The 21,818-nt window shown below is 53.7% G+C and carries 19 protein-coding genes, 1 other RNA gene and 1 pseudogene; 8 read left to right on the top strand and 13 right to left on the bottom strand.

Annotation, left to right across the window (positions count from 1 at the left end):
* Positions 1-183 precede the first annotated feature (183 nt).
* Positions 184-699 (bottom strand): lipoprotein, encoded by a 516-nt coding sequence (locus J4614_RS09765; protein ID WP_001270726.1) that lies wholly within the window; start codon positions 697-699, stop codon positions 184-186.
* Between the two features lie 127 nt (positions 700-826).
* Between J4614_RS09765 and J4614_RS09760 the strand changes: the two genes are divergently transcribed.
* Positions 827-1,150, top strand: a complete 324-nt coding sequence (locus J4614_RS09760) for a heavy metal-binding domain-containing protein (protein ID WP_001160725.1) — start codon at positions 827-829, stop codon at positions 1,148-1,150.
* Complete coding sequence (locus tag J4614_RS09755) at positions 1,147-1,977, top strand: N-acetylmuramoyl-L-alanine amidase (protein WP_058111904.1); 831 nt, start codon at positions 1,147-1,149, stop codon at positions 1,975-1,977. Before J4614_RS09760 ends, J4614_RS09755 begins: the two co-directional genes overlap by 4 nt.
* Here the strand turns inward: J4614_RS09755 and J4614_RS09750 are convergent.
* The 7 genes from J4614_RS09750 to J4614_RS09720 form a co-directional block, all read right to left on the bottom strand.
* A complete protein-coding gene (locus J4614_RS09750; protein ID WP_086776537.1) occupies positions 1,974-2,987 on the bottom strand; it encodes an NAD(P)-dependent oxidoreductase in 1,014 nt (337 codons plus the stop codon). The genes J4614_RS09755 and J4614_RS09750 overlap by 4 nt on opposite strands.
* A 95-nt stretch (positions 2,988-3,082) precedes the next feature.
* Positions 3,083-4,516 (bottom strand): SDR family oxidoreductase, encoded by a 1,434-nt coding sequence (locus J4614_RS09745; protein WP_000079017.1) that lies wholly within the window; start codon positions 4,514-4,516, stop codon positions 3,083-3,085.
* A gap of 10 nt (positions 4,517-4,526) precedes the next feature.
* The gene (ltaE, locus tag J4614_RS09740) at positions 4,527-5,528 is read right to left on the bottom strand and encodes a low-specificity L-threonine aldolase (RefSeq protein ID WP_000566346.1); all 1,002 of its coding nucleotides are present in this window, start codon (positions 5,526-5,528) and stop codon (positions 4,527-4,529) included.
* Positions 5,529-5,566: 38 nt separating this feature from the next.
* Positions 5,567-7,285 carry a ubiquinone-dependent pyruvate dehydrogenase gene (gene poxB, locus J4614_RS09735; RefSeq protein ID WP_000815324.1) on the bottom strand — a complete coding sequence of 573 codons (1,719 nt, stop codon included), beginning with the start codon at positions 7,283-7,285 and terminating at the stop codon, positions 5,567-5,569.
* Between the two features lie 157 nt (positions 7,286-7,442).
* Complete coding sequence (gene hcr, locus J4614_RS09730) at positions 7,443-8,411, bottom strand: NADH oxidoreductase (RefSeq protein WP_000178698.1); 969 nt, start codon at positions 8,409-8,411, stop codon at positions 7,443-7,445.
* A gap of 11 nt (positions 8,412-8,422) precedes the next feature.
* Positions 8,423-10,075, bottom strand: a complete 1,653-nt coding sequence (hcp, locus tag J4614_RS09725) for a hydroxylamine reductase (protein WP_000458780.1) — start codon at positions 10,073-10,075, stop codon at positions 8,423-8,425.
* A 143-nt stretch (positions 10,076-10,218) separates the two neighbouring features.
* Positions 10,219-11,118, bottom strand: coding sequence for a lysine exporter LysO family protein (locus J4614_RS09720; protein WP_000491118.1), 900 nt, complete (start codon positions 11,116-11,118; stop codon positions 10,219-10,221).
* 200 nt (positions 11,119-11,318) lie between these two features.
* Between J4614_RS09720 and J4614_RS09715 the strand changes: the two genes are divergently transcribed.
* Positions 11,319-12,977 (top strand): ATP-dependent endonuclease, encoded by a 1,659-nt coding sequence (locus J4614_RS09715; RefSeq protein WP_000599770.1) that lies wholly within the window; start codon positions 11,319-11,321, stop codon positions 12,975-12,977.
* On the opposite strand, the gene J4614_RS09710 is transcribed toward J4614_RS09715, so the two are convergent.
* On the bottom strand, positions 12,974-13,924 hold the full coding sequence (locus tag J4614_RS09710; protein ID WP_001528818.1) for a VirK/YbjX family protein: 951 nt from the start codon (positions 13,922-13,924) through the stop codon (positions 12,974-12,976). The two genes, J4614_RS09715 and J4614_RS09710, sit on opposite strands and share 4 nt — an antisense overlap.
* 145 nt (positions 13,925-14,069) lie before the next feature.
* Here J4614_RS09710 and macA point away from each other — a divergent pair, with 145 nt between their 5' ends.
* Together macA and macB are read left to right on the top strand one after the other, a co-directional pair.
* A complete protein-coding gene (macA, locus tag J4614_RS09705) occupies positions 14,070-15,188 on the top strand; it encodes a macrolide transporter subunit MacA (RefSeq protein ID WP_208293159.1) in 1,119 nt (372 codons plus the stop codon).
* Positions 15,185-17,131 carry a macrolide ABC transporter ATP-binding protein/permease MacB gene (macB, locus tag J4614_RS09700; protein WP_000125894.1) on the top strand — a complete coding sequence of 649 codons (1,947 nt, stop codon included), beginning with the start codon at positions 15,185-15,187 and terminating at the stop codon, positions 17,129-17,131. Before macA ends, macB begins: the two co-directional genes overlap by 4 nt.
* Before the next feature lie 129 nt (positions 17,132-17,260).
* On the opposite strand, the gene cspD is transcribed toward macB, so the two are convergent.
* On the bottom strand, positions 17,261-17,482 hold the full coding sequence (gene cspD / locus J4614_RS09695; RefSeq protein ID WP_000447499.1) for a cold shock-like protein CspD: 222 nt from the start codon (positions 17,480-17,482) through the stop codon (positions 17,261-17,263).
* A 150-nt stretch (positions 17,483-17,632) separates the two neighbouring features.
* Between cspD and J4614_RS22105 the strand changes: the two genes are divergently transcribed.
* The 3 genes from J4614_RS22105 to clpA all read left to right on the top strand — a co-directional run bounded on the left by J4614_RS22105 (position 17,633) and on the right by clpA (position 20,433).
* Positions 17,633-17,710: a hypothetical protein gene (locus tag J4614_RS22105; RefSeq protein WP_212742690.1), complete on the top strand. Its 78-nt coding sequence runs from the start codon at positions 17,633-17,635 to the stop codon at positions 17,708-17,710.
* 95 nt (positions 17,711-17,805) lie between these two features.
* Positions 17,806-18,126: an ATP-dependent Clp protease adapter ClpS gene (clpS, locus tag J4614_RS09690; RefSeq protein WP_000520789.1), complete on the top strand. Its 321-nt coding sequence runs from the start codon at positions 17,806-17,808 to the stop codon at positions 18,124-18,126.
* A 30-nt stretch (positions 18,127-18,156) separates the two neighbouring features.
* Positions 18,157-20,433: an ATP-dependent Clp protease ATP-binding subunit ClpA gene (gene clpA / locus J4614_RS09685; protein WP_000934064.1), complete on the top strand. Its 2,277-nt coding sequence runs from the start codon at positions 18,157-18,159 to the stop codon at positions 20,431-20,433.
* A 212-nt stretch (positions 20,434-20,645) separates the two neighbouring features.
* On the opposite strand, the gene J4614_RS09680 is transcribed toward clpA, so the two are convergent.
* The 3 genes and pseudogenes from J4614_RS09680 to J4614_RS09670 form a co-directional block, all read right to left on the bottom strand.
* Positions 20,646-20,843, bottom strand: a complete 198-nt coding sequence (locus tag J4614_RS09680) for a hypothetical protein (protein WP_001117984.1) — start codon at positions 20,841-20,843, stop codon at positions 20,646-20,648.
* Positions 20,844-21,004: 161 nt separating this feature from the next.
* A pseudogene (locus J4614_RS09675) lies at positions 21,005-21,358 on the bottom strand (integrase); the annotation flags it as partial.
* 196 nt (positions 21,359-21,554) lie between these two features.
* Positions 21,555-21,688, bottom strand: a non-coding RNA gene (locus J4614_RS09670) — RtT sRNA.
* Between the last annotated feature and the right edge of the window lie 130 nt (positions 21,689-21,818).

Genomic DNA, 21,818 nt, shown 5'->3' with positions numbered 1-21,818 from the left:
AGTACCTTTCGCAGAATAGTTATGCAATATTTATGCGTTAAAAGTTAAATATATCCCACATTCTTCCCTAAACATAGCACAAAATAGCAGGAGGAATAGTAGGTAAGAAGAATTGTCGGCATCCCGGGCAGAATGCCAGACAATTTACGGGGTTATGGGTGCAAAAGCGGGGAATACTGGCTGTTAACGATTTTCTATCGACTGGCGCAGCGTACCGGCAGGGGCATGGACATCTCCGCCCAGATAGCGAACGTCGTCAATCACCCAGCATGAGCCTTCGTGAATCATAAGGACCTCATCCTGCCAGCTTTGATCGCCCTGTTTTAACGCCACCCGCAGAGGAATATTGCGCGCATCTCGGTTCGGAATGGTTGATGCGCTGGCGACGCTGGCGCTATCCGGCAGCGTAGCGCGGCTGGAGAACAGATCGCCGCTCATCAACTGACGGTGCTCCGTATCGCGGCTGGCGTCGGTCAACAATTTCGCCAGGTTATCACTCAAGTAGGGGCGAAGCGCGGCGATATCATTGCTGTGGTGTTGAATACGGTAGTCGTAAAATTGTTGAGCCACGCTGTCCGGGCCGCCTTCCACACACGCGCCGATACGCGGGCCATTATCTTTGTAGGCGGGAGTGACGGTCGTACAGGCGCTAAGCAGAAGCGCGCACGGGATGAGCAAAGAGAGTTTAGAATAGCGCATGATGATTTCCTTATAGGCGATCGAGCAAAAACCGATCTACGATAATCAATTATATCCTTTCAATGATAGCGTATCAGCTTGATAATGCGTTTGAGATCGTGTGCTTAGCTAACCTGGGAGATTCACTATGCAGTTTTCAACAACCCCAACGCTGGAAGGACAAAGCATCGTGGAGTATTGCGGTGTGGTAACGGGCGAAGCCATTTTAGGCGCCAATATTTTCCGCGATTTTTTCGCCGGCATTCGGGATATCGTCGGCGGACGTTCCGGCGCGTATGAGAAAGAGCTGCGTAAAGCGCGTGAAATCGCTTTCCAGGAACTTGGCGAGCAGGCTAAAGCGTTGGGCGCCGATGCGGTGGTAGGCATCGATATTGATTACGAAACTGTCGGCAAGGATGGCAGTATGCTGATGGTCAGCGTCAGCGGAACGGCGGTGAAAACGCGCCGATGAGAGCGCTACTGTGGCTGGTGGGTCTCGCGTTGCTGTTAACAGGCTGCGCGAGCGAAAAAGGAATTATCGATAAAGAGGGATATCAGCTTGATACCCGACATCGGGCGCAGGCGGCCTATCCGCGCATTAAAGTTCTGGTGATTCACTATACGGCGGAAAACTTTGACGTTTCGCTGGCGACGTTAACGGGTCGCAACGTCAGTTCGCATTACCTGATTCCCGCAACCCCGCCATTATATGGCGGTAAACCGCGCATCTGGCAACTGGTGCCGGAACAGGATCAGGCCTGGCATGCGGGCGTCAGTTTCTGGCGAGGCGCCACGCGTCTCAATGATACGTCTATTGGCATTGAGCTGGAAAATCGCGGCTGGCGAATGTCCGGCGGGGTGAAATCTTTCGCGCCGTTTGAATCCGCGCAAATTCAGACATTGATTCCGTTAGCGAAGGACATTATCGCGCGCTATGACATCAAACCGCAGAATGTGGTGGCCCATGCGGATATCGCGCCGCAGCGTAAAGACGATCCCGGCCCGCGCTTCCCGTGGCGCGAGCTGGCGGCGCAGGGGATTGGCGCCTGGCCTGACGCCCAGCGTGTGGCGTTTTATCTGGCTGGACGCGCGCCGTATACGCCAGTCGATACCGCAACGGTGCTTGCGTTACTCTCGCGCTATGGTTATGAAGTCAAAGCCGATATGACGGCACGCGAGCAACAGCGGGTGATTATGGCGTTCCAGATGCACTTCCGTCCGGCGCAATGGAACGGTATCGCAGATGCCGAAACGCAGGCGATTGCCGAAGCATTACTGGAGAAGTACGGCCAGGATTAACGCGGTAAATTTCCGTGATCGCGTAGCCAGGCGGCGGTGCGCTCAATGCCTTCGTCCAGCGTGACGATGGGCTGGTAGCCCAGCTCGTCCTGCGCGCGAGTCGTATCGAGCGTAAAATCAAAATTCAGTTTTGACACGCCGTAATGCGTTAGCGGGGGCTCTTTGGCGGATTTTTTGCCGAAGCGCTCCATACTGCGGGCGATCATATCCAGCATCGGGTAAGGCACAGAGCGAATGCGGCAGTCGATAGACAGTTCATCAATTAACTTTTGTACGATGCTGCGTAAGGTGCGGTTTTCGCCGTTAGTGATGTTATAAGCGCGGCCAGAAGGCAGATGATCGCAGCCCGGCTGGCTGGCCAGCCACATGGCGTGGATCGCATTTTCATAGTAGGTCATATCGACCAGCGCGCTGCCCCCGTGCGGTAATAAGATGCTACCGTAATGGTGCATCATATGCGCCAGACGTGGGATAAATACTTTATCGTGCGGGCCAAACAGGCTTTGCGGACGCAACACCGTAAAACGTGTTTGCGGATTGGCCTGCGCCAGCAGATTAATCACCTCTTCGCCGGCGGCTTTACTGCGGGCGAACTCATTGGCAAACCGATGCGGACGGAAATCCTCTTTGATATCACGGTGATGGTGGTAATCAAAATAGAGTGAGGGAGAGGAGATATGAATAAAATTGCGCACGCCCCAGGCGACCGCCCATTCTCCCAGACGGCGGGTGGCGCGAACATTCGCCAGATCGAAAGCTTGTTGGGTTCCCCAGGGCGAGGTAAAGCTGGAGCAGTGCCACAACGTGTCGATCCCGGCGAGCATCACTTTAGCCTGCGAGGAGACCAGTTCGGTTAAATCCGCATGGACGAATTCCGCGCCCATTTTTTCAAGCAGCTTGCCCATCGCTTCATTGCGACCCGTCGCTCTGACGCTGATGCCTTTATTGCGCAAAAATTCAACCGCGTTTCGACCTAAGCCGCTGGTGGCGCCGGTAACCAGTACCTTCATATCAATCCACTGTGTTTAATAAACCGTCGTGCGCATTCTTCCGTGAATTACGTCGGTATGCAATGGGAAACACGAAAGAATACAGCAACTTTTTCTCATTTTTCTGTGATTTGTTCTGCAAGTCGGGCAATACGCCTTGCCATTCCCCGGAAAATAAACAGGTGCGCCGGGATCATCAGTAGCCAGTAAATCAGGCCCGGCATTCCGTGTGGATGCCACCAGGCGCGCACGTCAATTTCGCGGTAGCGACCTTTATCGTGCAGCGTGAAGCTAAGCCGCCCCAGACCCGGCGCTTTCATGCCAAACAAGAGCGTGAGCTGTTTTTCTGGTTCGACAATGATCACTTTCCAGCTATCTACCGTATCGCCAGGCTTGAGCAAGGTATGCGACGGGCGGCCTTTCGCCAGTTTATGCCCCACCAGACGATCCATCGCGGCGCGCGTCTGCCACAAAATATTGCCGAAAAAATAGCCCTCTTTGCCACCCAGCCGATTTACGACCTGCCAGAGCGCCGATAGGCTGGCCGGGGTCTGCGCGGTAAAGCCCGCCTGCTTTGGAAAATAGCCGTATTCGGGACGCCAGCGGGCGAAGGCCAGCGCGTCGTAGCCCCAGTCGCTGGAGTTCACCAGTTTTTCTTCTTCTTTTAGCGTGCGGCGAACGGCGTCATCAAAGGTGATAAGCGTTTGGGGGATCAACTTTTTTAACGCGGCGTCATCGGCCAGCAAATCGTGCCTTAACCCCTGGATTAAGGCTTTTGCGGTAGTCGGCGGCACAGAGGTAATGACGTTTAAAAACCAGACCGAAATCCAGCGGGTCGGAAAAGGCACCGGGATCAGCGGACGCCGTTTACCGCTGACGGCCATAAAACGTTCAAACTGCTGCTGATAGCTTAATACCTGCGGCCCGGCGGCTTCCAGAATACGATGCTCGCGCGCAGGGTGGTCCAGTAAGCCGACCAGGTAGTAGAGTAAATTTTCCAGAGCGATGGGCGTGGTGCGCGAACGCACCCAGCGCGGCGGCGTGAGTATTGGCAGGTTGTAAACCATGTCACGCATGACTTCGAAGGCGGCGGAGCCTGCGCCGACGATGATCCCGGCGCGTAATTCCGTCACCGGCACGCCTGCGTCGCGCAGTGTGTCAGCCGTAAGCTGGCGGGCGCGCAGGTGATCGGATTGCTCATGCGTCGGCGCCTGCAATGAACTGAGGAAAATAAGTTGTTTAACCGGCGTCTGGCGCAGCGCGTCGCGCACGTTGAGCGCCGCCTGACGCTCATGGGCGATAAAATCGCCGCCTTCGCCCATGCCGTGTACCAGATAGTAAACGGTATCAATGTCGCGAAGCAGTGCGGGTAAATTTTCCGGCCAGTGCAGATCGACCTTATGACAACTGACGTTGGCGAGGCGCTGTTTTTCCAGACGTTCGACGCGCCGCGCCGCCGCCCGCACCTGATGCCCTTGCTGACTTAGCGCAAAGACCAGGTGCTGGCCAATATAGCCGCTGGCGCCGAGAACCAGAATGCGTTGCGCCACGTTGCTCTCCTTAGCGGGCTAAAAAGGCGCGCCAGTGGGCGACGACGTCGGCAAGCTGTTCGCGAGAGACATCCAGATGCGTCACCAGACGCACAATCGGCGCGGCGTTAATCAGGATATTCCGTTCCCGTAAATAGTCGCCAAGCGCGGCGGCCTGTGCTTCGCCAACGCGAACAAACAGCATATTCGTTTCGTGGCGCATGACCTCCGCGCCCGCTTCCCGAAGCTGCTGCGCCAGCCAGGCGGCGTTATCATGATCCTCTTGCAGACGCGCCACGTTATGCTTCAGCGCATACAGTCCGGCCGCTGCCAGAATCCCGGCCTGACGCATTCCGCCGCCGACCATTTTACGCCAGCGCGTCGCGCGTTTAATGTAATCGCGGTTGCCGACCAGCAGCGAACCGACCGGCGTTCCGAGACCTTTTGACAGGCAGATGGTAAAAGAGTCGCAATACTGCGTAATCTCTTTTAACTCACAGCCGTAGGCAACCACCGCGTTAAAAATTCGGGCGCCGTCAACGTGCAGCGCCAGCCCACGTTCGCGGGTAAACGTCCAGGCGTCTTTCAGATACGCGCGCGGCAGCACTTTCCCGTTATGCGTATTTTCCAGACTGAGCAAGCGCGTACGCGCGAAGTGGATGTCATCCGCTTTAATCTTCGCCGCCACGTTCTCCAGCGGCAGCGTACCGTCCGCGGCGGCGTCGATGGGCTGCGGCTGAATGCTGCCGAGCACCGCAGCGCCGCCAGCTTCATAGAGATAATTATGTGCGCCCTGACCAACGATATACTCTTCGCCGCGTTCACAATGGCTAAGTAGCGCGACCAGATTGGCCTGGGTGCCGGTGGGTAAAAAAAGCGCCGCTTCTTTACCGGAAAGGTCGGCGGCGTAGCGCTGAAGGGCGTTAACGGTAGGGTCATCGCCGTATACGTCGTCCCCGACCGGGGCGGTCATCATCGCCTCGAGCATGGCGCGGCCCGGTCGGGTAACGGTATCACTGCGTAAATCAATCATGGCACATCCCTGGATTTTAAAAGGTGATGTGCACTGTTTTACCTTAGCCAGTTCGTTTTCGCCAGTTCGATCACTTCATCGCCGCGGCCGCTAATAATGGCGCGTAGCATGTACAGGCTAAAGCCTTTCGCTTGTTCCAGTTTGATCTGCGGCGGGATCGCCAGCTCTTCTTTTGCCACGACCACGTCAACCAGTACCGGGCCGTCAATGGAAAACGCGCGCTGTAGCGCTCCGTCCACGTCTGCGGCTTTTTCCACGCGAATACCGGTAATGCCGCAGGCTTCGGCGATACGCGCGAAATTGGTGTCGTGCAGTTCGGTACCGTCGGTAAGGTAGCCGCCAGCTTTCATTTCCATCGCCACAAAGCCCAGCACGCTGTTATTAAAGACGACGATTTTTATCGGCAGCTTCATCTGTACCACCGAGAGAAAATCGCCCATCAGCATACTGAAGCCGCCATCACCGCACATCGCGATAACCTGACGACCAGGCGCGGTGGCCTGAGCGCCGAGCGCCTGCGGCATCGCGTTGGCCATTGACCCGTGGTTAAACGAGCCCAGCAAGCGGCGCTTGCCGTTCATTTTTAGATAGCGGGCCGCCCAGACGGTCGGCGTGCCGACATCGCAGGTAAAAATAGCGTCGTCAGCGGCGAAATGACTAATTTGTTGCGCCAGATATTGCGGATGGATGGCTTTGTCGCTGAGTTTGGCTAAGTCATCAAGTCCCTTACGGGCGTCCCGATAGTGCTCCAGAGCTTTATCGAGGAATTTACGATTGCTTTTTTCTTCCACCAGCGGCAGCAGGGCGCGAAGCGTGGCTTTAATATCGCCCACCAGCGCCATGTCGACTTTGCTGTGCGCGCCAATACTGCCCGGGTTGATGTCAATCTGAATGATTTTGGCATCGCTCGGATAAAAGGCGCGGTAGGGGAACTGGGTGCCGAGCAGGATCAGCGTATCGGCGTTCATCATGGTGTGGAAGCCAGAAGAGAAGCCAATCAGGCCGGTCATTCCCACATCATAAGGATTATCGTACTCAACGTGCTCTTTGCCGCGCAGGGCATGAACGATTGGCGCTTTTAGTTTTGCCGCCAACGCGACCAACTCCTCATGCGCGCCCGCGCAGCCGCTACCGCACATCAATGCGATATTGCTGGAGTAACGCAGCAGTTGCGCCAGTTTTTTCAGCTCTTCTTCCGCCGGCGTGACGACGGGGTGCGGGGCATGGTACCAATGAGTGACGGCGTTTTCAGGCGCAGGTTTCAGCGCTACGTCACCCGGAAGTACGACCACGGAGACGCCGCGATTTAGCACCGCTTTGCGCATGGCGATGGCGAGTACCTGCGGGATCTGCTCCGGGCTGGAAACCAACTCGCAATAGTGGCTGCATTCACGGAACAACTCCTGCGGGTGGGTCTCCTGGAAATAACCGCTGCCGATTTCACTGGACGGAATATGGGCGGCGATCGCCAGAACAGGGACGTGGTTACGGTGGCAATCAAACAGGCCATTGATCAGGTGCAGGTTGCCCGGTCCGCATGAACCGGCGCACACTGCCAGCTCGCCGGTAAGCTGCGCTTGTGCGCCGGCGGCGAAAGCGGCAACCTCTTCGTGGCGGGTTGGCATCCATTCAATGGTTCCCATACGATTAAGACTATCGCTCAGGCCGTTCAGGGAGTCGCCAGTGACGCCCCAGATTCGTTTTACGCCAGCCTGTTCCAGCGTTTTGGCGATAAAAGCAGCAACGGTTTGTTTCATGGTTCTCCATCTCCTTAAATGTGATAACGGTTACAAGTTTAGTTGAAGATGACGATGACGTTTTTCTTTGGCGAAGAGAGGGGCGAAAGGATGAAGCGAGTGGTAAATCGCCCGGTGGCGCTAACGCTTACCGGGCCTACGATGGAACGTTTACCGATTATGCGAGAACAAGATCGCCCTGCGGATGGCAGGAGCAGGCCAGTACGTAACCTTCGGCAATCTCCGCCTCGCTCAGCGTCATGGTGCTGCTCACCGTATAGTCGCCGGAAACGACTTTGGTTTTACAGCAGCCGCAAACACCTGCCCGACAGGCAGCGGCAACCGGTACTTTATTACTCTCCAGCGCCTCCAGCAGCGTCGTACCGATCGGGGCATAAAATTCCTGCGCTGGCTGTAGTTTGGTGAATTTCAGGCCGCTGGTTGCCGTTTCCGCCACCGGCGTGAAGAACTTCTCTTTAAAGAAGCGCGTTACGCCAAGCGCTTTCACGCCCTGTTCGACGAAATCCATATAGGGCGCCGGGCCGCAGGTCATGATGGTGCGCGATGCCAAATCCGGTACGCGCTGTAATAATTCCGTGGTCAGACGGCCCGCGACAAAACCTTCCGTGGCATGATTTTCCGCCACTAGCGTGACCGGATACTGTCGCCACTCGTCGGCAAAAATCACATCATCCGGCGAACGGACGTTAAAGATGACCTGCACATCGGCCTGCGGGCGGTATTTCGCCAGCCAGCGACGCATCGACATGATTGGCGTTACGCCACAACCGGCGGCGAGCAGCAGAAACTTATCTTCTGTTTTATCGTCACAGGTAAAATCGCCCATTGCATCAGACAGCCAGATGTAATCGCCGCGCTTGATGTCATGGGTCAACCACTGTGAACCCGTGCCATCTTCAATCCGACGAACGGTCAGCGTGATATATTCACTGACGCCCGGCGTAGACGAAAGGGTGTAGGCGCGCAGCGTTTCCGCTGAATTACGCACGCTCACCAGCGCATACTGCCCGGCGCGGTAAGGGTAGTAGTCATGGCATAATAGCGCAATTGTCCATACATCCGGCGTCTCCTGACGGATGTGATGCACCTGCATTCGCCAGGGACATTGTGAGGTTGGCATCGTCATCATTGGCCTCCTTACGCGCTCAGCAATTGCTTCATGTCTTCTTCAACGGTGGTCACGGAGCGCAGACCGAACTTCTCGTTGAGGATAGCCAGCAGATCCGGCGTGAAGAAGCCCGGCGCGGTCGGCCCGGTGACAATATTTTTTACGCCTAATGACAGCAGCGTCAGCAGAATCACGATCGCTTTCTGCTCAAACCAGGAGAGCACCAGCGATAGCGGCAGATCGTTGACGCCGCAGCCCAGTTTTTCCGCCAGCGTCACCGCCAGGATAATCGCGGAGTAAGCATCGTTACACTGACCGGCATCGACCAGACGCGGCAGCCCTTCGATGTCGCCGAACTCCAGTTTGTTGAAACGGTATTTACCGCACGCCAGAGTCAGGATCAGGCAGTCATCCGGTACGCTGGTGGCGAAATCGGTAAAGTAGTTACGCTCGCCGCGCGCGCCGTCACAGCCGCCGACCAGGAAGATGTGGCGCAGTTTTTCACGACTGACCAGATCGATGAGCGTATCGGCAGCGCCGAGCAGGGTCTGACGGCCAAAACCGACGGTGATGAGATGCGGAATTTCGCTATACGGGAAGCCCGCCATTTGCTGCGCCTGGGCAATGATCGGCCCGAAGTCATCGCCTTCAAGATGGCTAACGCCCGGCCAGCCGACGATGCTACGGGTCCAGATACGGTCGTCATAGCTGCCCACGGTCGGGTCGATAATGCAGTTAGAGGTCATCACGATTGGGCCAGGGAAGCGGGCGAATTCGACCTGCTGATTCTGCCAGCCGCTGCCGTAGTTACCGACCAGATGCTTGAATTTACGCAGTTCCGGATAGCCGTGTGCGGGCAGCATTTCACCGTGAGTGTAGACGTTAACGCCGGTGCCTTCGGTCTGCTCCAGCAGGTTGTAGAGATCTTTCAGATCGTGACCGGAGATCAGAATGCACTTGCCTTCAGTCGCTTTGACGTTGACCTGAGTCGGCGTTGGGTGACCGTATTTGGTGGTTTCACCGGCATCCAGAATGCTCATCACTTTGAAGTTCATCTGGCCGATTTCCATTGCGCACTCCAGCAGCGCGTTCATGTCAGCAGGCCAGGTGCCCAGCCAGGCCATGATTTTGTGGTACTGCGCGTAAATGTCGTTGTCGTATTGACCGAGAACGTGCGCGTGCTCCATATACGCCGCCGCGCCTTTCAGACCGTACAGGCACAGCAGACGCAGGCCGAGGATATTCTCGCCAATGGCGGCTTTGTCTTTATTCGGGGTAAATTCCGCCGCCTGACGTTGCAGTTCGCCCAGATCGTCGCTAACCAGTTGCAGATCGGCCATCGGATTGTCGCAATGCGCATTGGCATCCACGCTCAGGCACTGCGCTTTCAACGCTTCACGCAAGGCAATCGCTTCACGGGCGTAGCCGACGATACGCGGAGAGTCGAAGTTAACGTTGGTCAGCGTGGAGAAAAACGCGCGCGGCGCAAAGTTATCAACGTCGTGATTAATGATGCCATATTCACGGGCCTTCACCGCCCAGGCAGACAAACCTTGCAAAGCCGCAATCAGCAGATCCTGCAGATCGGACGTTTCAGCTGTTTTACCGCACATTCCCTGCGCGTAGGAGCAGCCGTTTCCGGCTGGTGTACGGATGGTTTGTTCACATTGCACACAAAACATGGTCACACCTTTTAAAGTTATATTTAATATACATGTTTAAGGTTATGCCTGTGAACAAAGGGATAAAAGGGATTTCTGCCATAATGTGCAAGGAGATTGATTTAGCGCAATTTTGGCGGCAGATGCCTACCGCCAAAGAGGTATCAGGCCGAGAAGAACGCCATTAAGAGGGGGACCAGCAGGCTGAGGATAAAGCCATGTACGATAGCCGCCGGAACAATCTCTACGCCGCCGGAGCGCTGTAATACCGGCAACGTAAAGTCCATTGAGGTCGCTCCGCACAGGCCCAACGCCGTTGAACGGCTGCGGCGAACCAGGCCGGGAATAAGCATAATGGCTAAGAGTTCGCGGGCCAGATCGTTAAAAAATGCCGCGCTGCCGATAACCGGTCCAAACGACTCCGTCAGCAAAATACCGGAAAGAGAGTACCAGCCGAAACCTGACGCCATCGCCAGGGCGGTTTTTAGCGGTAAGTCCAGGATAAACGCATTAATCACGCCGCCCAGTAATGAGCTTGCCACGACAACGACCGCGACCATCATTCCCCGGCGGTTAAGCACAATTTGCTTTAAGGTCATGCCGCTATTTCGTAGCTGAATCCCCACCAGGAACAATAAAAAGATCAGCGTATATTCACTGGCTTCGGTGGCGTGCTGTAAAACAGAGAGTCCGCTCAGGCCGATAACAAACCCCAATACCACTACGCCGCACAGTTGCAGCGACTCCAGCGCCATGGCAATACGCGAAGGCAGTTTTTCCTGCTGATGATGGTGACGCCACGGGAGGATACGTTCCAGCCACAATAAGGCAGCGATATTACACAATAAAATAATCGTAATACTGACGGCGGAATAATGAAAAATCGCCACCAGATTACTGGCGAGGTTATCCAAAAACGCCAGGCTTATTCCCATAAAAAAGAGAATAAGATACACGATCCAGCTCAGTAGCCGGTTAATAAGTTGTAATGCGGCTTTATGTCGCAGTGGAATGAGATAGCCCACAATCAGTGGAACCAGAATGATTAAAAGTCCTGAAAACATGAACAGCCGGGCCCTTTTTTATTGTTTGAATAGCGTACATGACACTACCGAATTCCAGACTATCAGTAAAGCGACACCGTCAGCCGTACATTTATCATACAGTTGCCTCAGGCAAAGGGGGGAATATCACGCCAGGCGGAAGCATTTGCCGTTATACTGCGGTGAGTTTAATGGAGTGGTGACGCTTTTCTGGAGGAAGCATGATTCTCGAACGCGTTGAAATAGTGGGATTTCGCGGTATCAACCGACTGTCGTTGATGCTGGAGCAAAACAACGTGCTGATTGGGGAAAACGCCTGGGGCAAATCCAGCCTGCTGGATGCGCTGACTCTGTTATTGTCGCCGGAACTCGATCTCTACCATTTTGTCCGTGAGGATTTCTGGTTTCCGCCTGGCGACATAAAAGGACGCGAGCATCACCTGCATATTATTCTGACTTTTCGCGAAACGCAGCCAGGGCGGCATCGGGTACGTCGTTATCGAGCGCTGGAAGCATGCTGGTCGCCTTGCGAGGATGATTTTCACCGTATTTTTTATCGGCTAGAGGGCGAATGCGGCGCCGATGGTAGCGTGATGACGCTGCGCAGTTTTCTCAATAGCGATGGGCAGCCATTGCCGGTGGAAAATATTAACGATCAGGTGCGCCACCTGGTTCGTCTGATGCCAGTGCTACGTTTGCGCGATGCGCGCTTTATGCGACGTATTCGCAACGGTACGGTGCCCAATGTGCCGGATGTTGAAGTCACGGCCCGACAGCTGGATTTTCTGGCGCGTGAGCTGGCGACCCGGCCGCAAAATTTAACCGACGGGCAGATTCGTCAGGGACTGTCCGCGATGGTGCAACTGCTTGAACACTATTTCTCAGAGCAGGGCGCAGGACAGGCGCGTCACCGACTCATGCGCCGACGTTCGCAAAATGAGCAGCGTAGCTGGCGCTATCTGGATATTATTAATCGGATGATCGACAAACCGGGCAGCCGGTCGCATCGGGTGATCCTGCTGGGGCTTTTCTCCACGCTGTTACAGGCGAAAGGGACGCTGCGGTTACATAAAGACGCGCGACCATTACTTCTGGTGGAAGATCCGGAAACCCGTTTACATCCCATTATGCTTTCAGTCGCCTGGCAATTGCTCAATCTGTTGCCGCTACAGCGGATAGCGACGACTAACTCAGGCGAATTGCTCTCGCTAACGCCGGTGGAGCATGTCGTACGGCTGGTGCGCGAATCTTCCCGCGTCGCCGCCTGGCGTTTGGGCCCGGGCGGGTTAAGCGCGGAAGATGGACGGCGCATCGCCTTTCATATCCGCTTTAATCGCGCGTCGTCGCTGTTTGCGCGTTGCTGGCTACTGGTGGAAGGCGAGACGGAAACCTGGGTTATTAATGAGCTGGCGCGTCAGTGTGGACATCATTTTGATGCGGAGGGCATTAAAGTCATTGAGTTTGCTCAGTCCGGTCTGAAACCGCTGGTGAAGTTCGCCCGCCGTATGGGAATCGAGTGGCATGTCCTGGTGGATGGCGACGAAGCGGGGAAAAAATATGCCGCGACGGTCCGCAGCCTGCTTAATAACGATCGGGAAGAAGAACGCGAACATCTCACGGCGCTGCCTGCGCTGGATATGGAACATTTTATGTATCGTCAGGGCTTTGCCGATGTTTTTCACCGGGTTGCGCAGCTTCCGCCTAATGTACCGATGAATACCCGGAAAATTATCACTAAAGCTATCCACCGCTCGTCAAAGCCGGATTTGGCGATTGAAGTTGCGATGGAAGCCGGGCGGCGGGGAATTGACGCCGTGCCGCCGCTGTTCAGAAAGATGTTCTCGCGCGTGGTTTGGCTGGCGCGGGGCCGGGCGGATTAGCGTTTGAATGTGGCCGGAACCTGTTCGACAACGCTATCGAGTAAAGCATAGCGGCGGCGATACTCGGCCCGTTTTTTACTGGCGATCTCCGCTTCGCTTTTTCGGGCGATCGCCAGCGGTAGCGTATAGTAATTCCCTTTAATTCTTTCACCGCCTAACGATTCCCAAAACGCGTCATAGTCGGCATGCATTTGCGTCTTTTTATCCATGTATCGCCAGCTACGGTAAACGTGCGCATCGTTACTCACGGCTATAATCTGCTCCGCCTGAAAGACTTGCGCAAACTGACAGAGAGCCTCCATCACGATGCGTTTGGGAAAAAGACCATGGCAGGCTTTGGTCGCCTGCTGGATAATTTCGTGAGGGACGTCGTTTGCCGCGCCCTGTAATCCGCCGATAAATAGTGTGCGTTGTTGGTTAAAGCGACACAGGGTAAATGTGATCTCTGCCAGAATACGTAACTGTGCGTCGCGAACAACAATAGTGCTTTCACCTTCTTTATCCAGTGAGACCAGACTGACTAAATCAAGTTGAAACAACTCGCCGGTTTTAGTTTCAAATTTAGCAAGATTCAGGCCATACTGACTTAAATAGCTAACTTGTTGTTCCCGCGATAAAAGTTGGCGCATCTGTTGATAATGAAAACACAGAGCGTCTAAGGCGAAATCGCGTTTAATATTTACAGCCATATAAGGACGATGTAGCCGAATAGGCAAACGCGGCTGACGAGCAAGTAACGTATTTAACTCCGGCCATTGGGTGAGATTGGTCAGTAATTGGCTGGTCGCACGCGGCATGACTAATGAGCGGATTAAAAACTTGCGACGAAAGCTGGCTTTACGCCAGAATTTTCCTGGCTGTAATTGCCCGCGCGTCAGACGAATAAATAATTGTAAAGGAGAGATGTGATCTGAAGTGTACCAGGTATTATCTGTAAGCTGTGTCATGATCGTAATCCGCGACATAAGATTGTCGAGATTGAACCACAGGAAACATTAACCAATCGTCAATACAGCCGACGCTATCTTTATTGTGTCAGGTTTGTTTAGATACGGTTTACTTTCTGGTTGAAATTTTGCCGTCAGGGTTTCTATGCGTGCTAAGGGAAAGAAATTTAAAAAGCGTTATCTGGCCATTATTTTAATTCTTTTAGTGGGGGGGATGGTTAGCTGGCGAATGCTAAATGCGCCGCTGCCAACTTATCAGACATTAATCGTGCGGCCAGGCGATCTTGAACAGAGTGTACTGGCGACTGGAAAACTGGACGCGTTGCGTAAAGTGGATGTCGGCGCGCAGGTGAGCGGCCAGTTGAAAACGCTGCTGGTCTCCATTGGAGATAACGTTAAAAAAGATCAGCTACTCGGCGTGATTGACCCAGATCAGGCGGAGAACCAGATAAAAGAGGTCGAGGCCACCCTGATGGAGCTGAACGCGGAGCGTCAGCAGGCAGCCGCTGAGTTAAAGCTGGCGCGGGTTACGCTGGCGCGCCAGCAGCAGTTAGCTAAGACTCAGGCGGTATCGCAACAGGATCTGGATACCGCGGCGACGGAGATGGCGGTTAAACAGGCGCGTATTGGCACCATAGATGCTCAGATCAAACGTAATCGGGCCTCGTTGGACACCGCGAAAACCAACCTGGAATATACCCGTATTGTTGCTCCCATGGCGGGGGAAGTGACGCAAATCACTACCCTGCAAGGACAAACGGTGATTGCAGCTCAGCAGGCGCCCAATATTCTGACGCTGGCGGATATGAGCACCATGCTGGTAAAAGCGCAGGTCTCGGAAGCGGACGTGATCCATCTTCGGGCGGGGCAGAAAGCATGGTTCACCATTGCAGGCGATCCGCAAACGCGCTATGAAGGCGTTTTAAAAGATATTCTGCCGACGCCGGAAAAGGTCAACGACGCTATTTTTTATTACGCCCGGTTTGAAGTGCTGAATCCCAAAAGAATCTTGCGTCTTGATATGACCGCACAGGTTTATATTCAACTCATGGATGTCAAAAATGTGCTGATTATTCCTCTCGCCGCGCTTGGCGAACCGGTGGGCGGCAATCGTTATAAAGTGGCGCTGTTGCGTAACGGCGAAAAACGTGAGCGCGAAGTGGTCATTGGTGAGCGTAACGATACAGACGTGGAAGTGGTTAAAGGTTTGGAAGCGGGCGATGAGGTGATCATCGGCGAGAGCAGGCCAGGAGCGACGCCATGACGGCATTGCTTGAACTGCGCAATGTGAGTCGCAGCTACCCCTCCGGAGAAGAGCAGGTGGCGGTGTTAAAAGATATCTCCCTGCAAATCCACGCCGGGGAGATGGTGGCGATCGTCGGCGTTTCCGGTTCTGGAAAATCAACGCTGATGAATATCCTCGGGTGCCTGGATAAACCGACCAGCGGCACTTATCGGGTGGCGGGGCGGGACGTCTCGACGCTGGACCCGGACGCGCTGGCGCAGCTGCGGCGTGAGCATTTTGGCTTTATCTTTCAGCGCTACCATCTGTTGTCGCATTTAACGGCAGCGCAAAATGTTGAAATCCCCGCCGTCTACGCCGGCATTGAACGCAAAAAACGCCAGGCGCGCGCCAGAGAGTTGCTTTTGCGGCTGGGATTAAGCGATCGCGTCGATTACCCACCTTCACAGCTTTCTGGCGGACAGCAGCAGCGTGTCAGCATTGCCCGCGCGCTGATGAACGGCGGACAGGTGATTCTGGCGGATGAGCCGACCGGCGCGCTGGATAGCCATTCCGGCGAAGAGGTGATGGCGATTTTGCGCCAACTGCGCGATCGCGGACATACGGTGATCATTGTGACGCACGATCCGCTGATTGCCGCCCAGGCGGAGCGGATTATTGAAATTCACGATGGCAAGATTGTCCATAATCCGCCCGCGCAGGAAAAGAAACGCGAACAGGGCGTTGACGCTGCCGTAGTTAATACGGCTCCCGGCTGGCGGCAATTTGCCAGCAGCTTTCGCGAAGCGCTGTCGATGGCGTGGTTAGCGATGGCCGCTAACAAAATGCGTACTTTACTGACCATGCTGGGAATTATTATCGGTATTGCGTCGGTGGTGTCGATTGTGGTGGTCGGCGACGCCGCAAAACAGATGGTACTGGCGGATATCCGCGCTATGGGCACTAACACGATTGATATTCATCCAGGCAAAGATTTTGGCGACGACAACCCGCAGTATCGACAGGCGCTGAAATATGACGATCTGGTGGCTATTCAGAAACAGCCGTGGGTTAACTCTGCGACGCCCAGTGTTTCAAAGAGCCTACGTCTTCGCTATGGCAATATTGATATTGCCGTAAATGCTAATGGCGTCAGTGGCGATTATTTTAACGTTTACGGCATGTCTTTTAGGGAGGGGAACACCTTCAATGCTGTACAGCAACAGGATCGCGCGCAGGTGGTGGTGCTGGATGCCAACACGCGACGCCAGCTATTTCCAAATAAAGCGAATGTCGTAGGGGAAGTGGTGCTGGTGGGTAATATGCCGGTTATTGTTATTGGCGTGGCGGAAGAGAAACCGTCCATGTACGGCAATAGCAATCTGTTGCAAGTTTGGTTGCCCTATAGCACGATGTCAGATCGCATAATGGGTCAGTCATGGCTTAACTCGATCACCGTTCGTGTGAAAGATGGCGTTGATAGCGATCAGGCTGAACAGCAGCTTACCCGCCTGCTCACCTTACGCCACGGTAAAAAAGACTTCTTTACCTGGAATATGGACAGCGTCCTGAAAACGGCTGAAAAAACCACCTATACTCTTCAGTTATTTCTGACGCTGGTGGCCGTCATTTCGCTGGTTGTCGGCGGCATCGGCGTTATGAATATTATGCTGGTTTCCGTCACCGAGCGAACGCGTGAAATCGGCATCCGTATGGCGGTAGGCGCGCGCGCCAGCGATGTGCTACAGCAGTTTCTTATTGAAGCGGTGCTGGTTTGCCTGGTTGGGGGAGCGCTGGGGATTAGCTTGTCGATGTTCATCGCATTTATGCTACAGCTTTTCCTGCCCGGCTGGGAGATCGGTTTTTCACTGACTGCGCTGGCGAGCGCGTTTTTATGTTCGACGTTTACTGGGATACTGTTTGGTTGGCTACCGGCGAGAAACGCGGCGCGACTGGACCCGGTGGATGCGCTGGCAAGGGAGTAATCTTGCTGACGTCATTTGTCGGCCTGATAAGATGTAACAGTGTCGCTATCAGGAACTGGCGTTAAATAAAAATGCCAGCCGATCGGGCTGGCATTTTGCCTCCTGGATGTACACAATGAGACAGAGGAGCTATGCAACGGCCTCTGCTTCGATGGGCACGATGACGCTGGCGTGATTGCCTTTTGGCCCCTGGTGTACATCAAACCGGACAGACTGTCCGGCTTTAAGCGTTCTGTAACCATCCATTTGAATGGTGGAATAATGGGCGAAAATATCCTCGCCGCCGCCTTCAGGGCAGATGAAACCAAACCCTTTGGCATTATTGAACCACTTTACAGTACCCGTTTCCATGCTTCGACATCCTTCGTAAATCTTATATAAGTAAGATGGAATGAACCGGTGACGGAGTGGGGGCTGTTCAAAACCTCACCAACTCTCGACATTACAATTTAGAGAAATCAGGCGAGGCGTCAAGCATCAGGCAGGGGGGATCGGGTAAAAATGAATCAAAAATTTGAAGCAGTTAACGCTATTGCCGGGAATGTGACAGATGTCGCGGATGGTACTGATAGATGTTAGTTATCTATCAATTGAGGTAGATTGATTGTGTGCATAGACTCTGGTCAGCGGCAGATTTTCCTGCCGACAACCGTAACCGATAATGACGACTGACGATGGGTAAGACGAACGATTGGCTGGATTTTGACCAGCTGGTGGAAGATAGCGTGCGCGACGCGCTAAAACCGCCATCTATGTATAAAGTGATATTAGTCAATGATGATTACACTCCGATGGAGTTTGTTATTGACGTGTTACAAAAATTCTTTTCTTATGATGTAGAACGTGCAACGCAATTGATGCTTGCGGTTCACTATCAAGGCAAAGCCATCTGCGGCGTGTTCACCGCCGAGGTGGCGGAAACCAAAGTGGCGATGGTGAACAAGTATGCAAGGGAGAACGAGCATCCGTTGCTGTGTACGCTGGAAAAAGCCTGAATGCAGGTATAAAAATTGGGGGAGGTGCCTATGCTCAATCAAGAACTGGAACTCAGTTTAAACATGGCTTTCGCCAGAGCGCGCGAGCACCGTCATGAGTTTATGACCGTCGAGCATCTGTTGCTGGCGCTGCTCAGCAACCCATCGGCTCGCGAAGCGCTGGAAGCATGCTCCGTGGATCTGGTGGCGCTCCGTCAGGAACTCGAAGCCTTCATTGAACAAACCACACCCGTACTGCCTGCCAGTGAAGAAGAGCGTGATACGCAGCCGACGTTAAGTTTCCAGCGTGTCCTGCAACGTGCCGTCTTCCACGTTCAGTCTTCCGGGCGTAGTGAAGTGACTGGCGCGAATGTGCTGGTGGCTATCTTTAGCGAACAGGAATCACAGGCGGCTTATCTGCTGCGTAAGCATGAAGTGAGCCGTCTGGATATCGTGAACTTTATTTCTCACGGGACGCGAAAAGACGAACCGAGCCAATCTTCCGATCTCGGCAATCAGCCAACTGGCGACGAACAAGCTGGTGGGGAGGAACGTATGGAAAACTTCACGACGAATCTTAACCAACTTGCTCGCGTGGGCGGCATCGATCCGCTGATTGGTCGTGAAAAAGAATTGGAACGCGCGATCCAGGTCTTGTGTCGTCGCCGTAAAAATAACCCGCTGCTGGTGGGGGAATCCGGCGTCGGCAAAACGGCGATTGCCGAAGGGCTGGCCTGGCGTATCGTGCAGGGCGATGTGCCGGAAGTGATGGCCGATTGCACCATTTACTCGCTGGATATCGGTTCGCTGCTGGCGGGCACCAAATACCGCGGCGATTTTGAAAAACGGTTTAAGGCGTTGCTGAAACAGCTTGAGCAGGATACCAACAGCATCCTGTTTATCGATGAAATCCATACCATTATCGGCGCTGGCGCGGCGTCGGGCGGACAGGTGGATGCGGCAAATCTGATTAAACCGCTGCTTTCCAGTGGCAAGATCCGGGTGATCGGCTCAACGACCTATCAGGAATTCAGCAATATTTTTGAGAAAGACCGCGCATTAGCGCGCCGTTTCCAGAAAATTGATATTACCGAGCCTTCGGTAGAAGAGACGGTGCAAATTATCAACGGCTTGAAACCTAAGTACGAAGCGCACCACGACGTGCGTTATACCGCGAAAGCGGTGCGTGCGGCGGTCGAGCTGGCGGTAAAATATATCAATGACCGCCATCTGCCAGATAAAGCCATTGACGTGATTGACGAAGCGGGCGCGCGGGCGCGTCTGATGCCGGTGAGCAAACGTAAGAAAACGGTCAACGTGGCGGATATTGAGTCCGTAGTGGCGCGAATTGCGCGAATTCCTGAAAAGAGCGTCTCGCAGAGCGATCGCGATACGCTGAAGAACCTGGGCGATCGTCTGAAAATGCTGGTCTTCGGCCAGGATAACGCGATTGAGGCGCTGACCGAAGCTATTAAGATGAGTCGTGCGGGTCTGGGCCATGAGCATAAACCTGTCGGCTCATTCTTGTTCGCCGGGCCAACTGGCGTAGGGAAAACTGAAGTTACGGTACAGCTTTCAAAAGCGCTGGGTATTGAGCTGTTGCGCTTCGATATGTCCGAATATATGGAGCGTCATACGGTGAGCCGTTTGATCGGCGCGCCTCCGGGATACGTCGGTTTCGACCAGGGTGGGCTGCTGACGGATGCGGTGATTAAGCATCCTCATGCGGTGCTGTTGCTGGATGAGATCGAAAAAGCGCACCCGGATGTCTTTAACCTGCTGCTGCAGGTGATGGATAACGGTACGCTGACCGATAACAACGGCCGTAAGGCGGATTTCCGCAACGTGGTGCTGGTGATGACCACCAACGCCGGCGTGCGAGAAACCGAACGTAAATCTATTGGTCTTATTCATCAGGACAACAGTACCGATGCGATGGGCGAGATCAAGAAAGTGTTTACGCCGGAGTTCCGTAACCGTCTCGACAACATTATTTGGTTCGATCATCTGTCTGGCGAGGTGATTCATCAGGTTGTCGATAAGTTTATCGTCGAGTTGCAGGCCCAGTTGGATCAGAAAGGCGTCTCCCTGGAAGTCAGTCAGGAAGCGCGCGACTGGCTGGCGGAAAAGGGCTATGACCGGGCGATGGGCGCACGACCGATGGCGCGTGTGATTCAGGATAACCTGAAAAAACCGCTGGCCAATGAGTTGCTGTTTGGATCGCTGGTTGATGGCGGACAGGTCACCGTCGCGCTGGATAAAGAGAAAAATGCGTTGACGTATGGCTTCCAGAGTGCGCAAAAGCACAAGCCGGAAGCCGCGCATTAATCTTCGTTTCACTGCCGTACAAACCGGGCCTTAGCGCCCGGTTTTTTTACGCCGGCTAATAGTTAGCCTGATGGCGTTGTGCTCGCGGTAGGCGGACAAGGCGCTTGTAAATTGCGTCATCATCCGGTAATCGACGGGGGGTAATGCGAAAAAAAAGCCCGCCCCGCTGTGTGAAAAGGGATGCTGAAGCCGCTGTTACCAATGCCAAAAAACTAATCCTCTTCTCTGAAAAGAGTAGTCTTACACTTAGCACAAAGAATTCTTCTGTGATTATCCCATACCTGTATCAAACCAACATCGCTGAATTTCTCGTGACCACAACTGTAGCAGGATATTTTACTCATATTATGTTTTTTAATATATTCATCTTTGGTTGGAAGTTGCTTCCAGTAGCCTATCAGTCCGGGCATAACCTCTCCTTGAGTGGTTTATATAATTTGTAAACCATAATAATAATTACATAAGAAATAGTTCAGTATGAAATTGTTGCTTATCACATTTTCGAAAGCGAATGCTATTAGCATCACACTTTCTACGTTGTTATCAACGATAATGCTTTCGTACAGGTAGCTTAGCTGTTGGCAGTGTTATACCCCGTCCAATCATCCATCAACGCCACCCGTTTAGGCCATAACGTCCCACGCTGATACGCTGCTTCAGCCTTATCTGCCAACTGGTGCGCCAACGCATGTTCAATAACCTCACGTTGATAGCCCGTTGTTTCACTAGCCCACTCACGGAAAGTAGAACGGAAGCCATGTTGCGTTAAGTTGGTATATCCCATTCGTTTCAATACAGCCAATAACGACATATCAGAAAGTGTTTCAGCGCGAGGGGCAGGGAATACATGATTGTTATTTTTCAAACGCGGTAAGCCTTCTAATAAAGCAACGGCAGAATCAGACAGAGGAACTCGGTGCTTTTTTACTACCGAGAGATACTTATGCAAACTTTTCTAAAGCGTTTCAGGTAGGGGACTGGGGCTGTTTTTACACAATCTATAGTAAGTTTGGTGTAGCAACCAAAGGTCCAAAAAGAAACCTTTCATCAGGAAAATCACAGTAAAAACAAGAAGTTTAGATACAAAAGCCCGTACTTTCGTACGAGCTCTTTCTTGAATATGGCGGTGAGGGGGGATTGACTCGCTGCGCTCGCCCTTCGGGCAGTCTCCTCGCAGGCTCGTCGTCTGTCCAACTGGCTGCGCCAGTTGTCGAACCCCGGTCGGGTGTTCTCATCCCCCCTGTAGGGTGGCTTTATGTGACTAGTCCTGATATAGGTTGACAGTTTTTTGTCTGTAAAACGCCTGATGAACATCATCGGGCGTTTTGTATTTCAGGGCCAGGTGTGGCCGTTCATGGTTATAAATTGCCACGGACTCTTTTACT

Source organism: Salmonella sp. 32031103-2018-00083-FB-01-SM-01 (assembly GCF_017571995.1).
Taxonomy (GTDB): domain Bacteria; phylum Pseudomonadota; class Gammaproteobacteria; order Enterobacterales; family Enterobacteriaceae; genus Salmonella; species Salmonella enterica.
Note: the sequence above shows the minus strand (reverse complement) of the source record. Positions and strands in the feature narration are given on the sequence as shown.

What these genes read in the sequence shown, in the direction of transcription:
- hcr (WP_000178698.1), bottom strand. Translation starts at nt 8,411, where the DNA reads ATGACGATGCCAACCTCACAATGTCCCTGGCGAATGCAGGTGCATCAC.
- hcp (WP_000458780.1), bottom strand. Translation starts at nt 10,075, where the DNA reads ATGTTTTGTGTGCAATGTGAACAAACCATCCGTACACCAGCCGGAAAC.
- clpA (WP_000934064.1), top strand. Translation starts at nt 18,157, where the DNA reads ATGCTCAATCAAGAACTGGAACTCAGTTTAAACATGGCTTTCGCCAGA.
- clpS (WP_000520789.1), top strand. Translation starts at nt 17,806, where the DNA reads ATGGGTAAGACGAACGATTGGCTGGATTTTGACCAGCTGGTGGAAGAT.
- cspD (WP_000447499.1), bottom strand. Translation starts at nt 17,482, where the DNA reads ATGGAAACGGGTACTGTAAAGTGGTTCAATAATGCCAAAGGGTTTGGT.
- J4614_RS09750 (WP_086776537.1), bottom strand. Translation starts at nt 2,987, where the DNA reads ATGAAGGTACTGGTTACCGGCGCCACCAGCGGCTTAGGTCGAAACGCG.
- J4614_RS09680 (WP_001117984.1), bottom strand. Translation starts at nt 20,843, where the DNA reads ATGCCCGGACTGATAGGCTACTGGAAGCAACTTCCAACCAAAGATGAA.
- J4614_RS09755 (WP_058111904.1), top strand. Translation starts at nt 1,147, where the DNA reads ATGAGAGCGCTACTGTGGCTGGTGGGTCTCGCGTTGCTGTTAACAGGC.
- ltaE (WP_000566346.1), bottom strand. Translation starts at nt 5,528, where the DNA reads ATGATTGATTTACGCAGTGATACCGTTACCCGACCGGGCCGCGCCATG.
- J4614_RS09760 (WP_001160725.1), top strand. Translation starts at nt 827, where the DNA reads ATGCAGTTTTCAACAACCCCAACGCTGGAAGGACAAAGCATCGTGGAG.
- J4614_RS09765 (WP_001270726.1), bottom strand. Translation starts at nt 699, where the DNA reads ATGCGCTATTCTAAACTCTCTTTGCTCATCCCGTGCGCGCTTCTGCTT.
- J4614_RS09715 (WP_000599770.1), top strand. Translation starts at nt 11,319, where the DNA reads ATGATTCTCGAACGCGTTGAAATAGTGGGATTTCGCGGTATCAACCGA.
- macA (WP_208293159.1), top strand. Translation starts at nt 14,070, where the DNA reads ATGCGTGCTAAGGGAAAGAAATTTAAAAAGCGTTATCTGGCCATTATT.
- J4614_RS09710 (WP_001528818.1), bottom strand. Translation starts at nt 13,924, where the DNA reads ATGACACAGCTTACAGATAATACCTGGTACACTTCAGATCACATCTCT.
- poxB (WP_000815324.1), bottom strand. Translation starts at nt 7,285, where the DNA reads ATGAAACAAACCGTTGCTGCTTTTATCGCCAAAACGCTGGAACAGGCT.
- J4614_RS09720 (WP_000491118.1), bottom strand. Translation starts at nt 11,118, where the DNA reads ATGTTTTCAGGACTTTTAATCATTCTGGTTCCACTGATTGTGGGCTAT.
- J4614_RS22105 (WP_212742690.1), top strand. Translation starts at nt 17,633, where the DNA reads ATGAATCAAAAATTTGAAGCAGTTAACGCTATTGCCGGGAATGTGACA.
- macB (WP_000125894.1), top strand. Translation starts at nt 15,185, where the DNA reads ATGACGGCATTGCTTGAACTGCGCAATGTGAGTCGCAGCTACCCCTCC.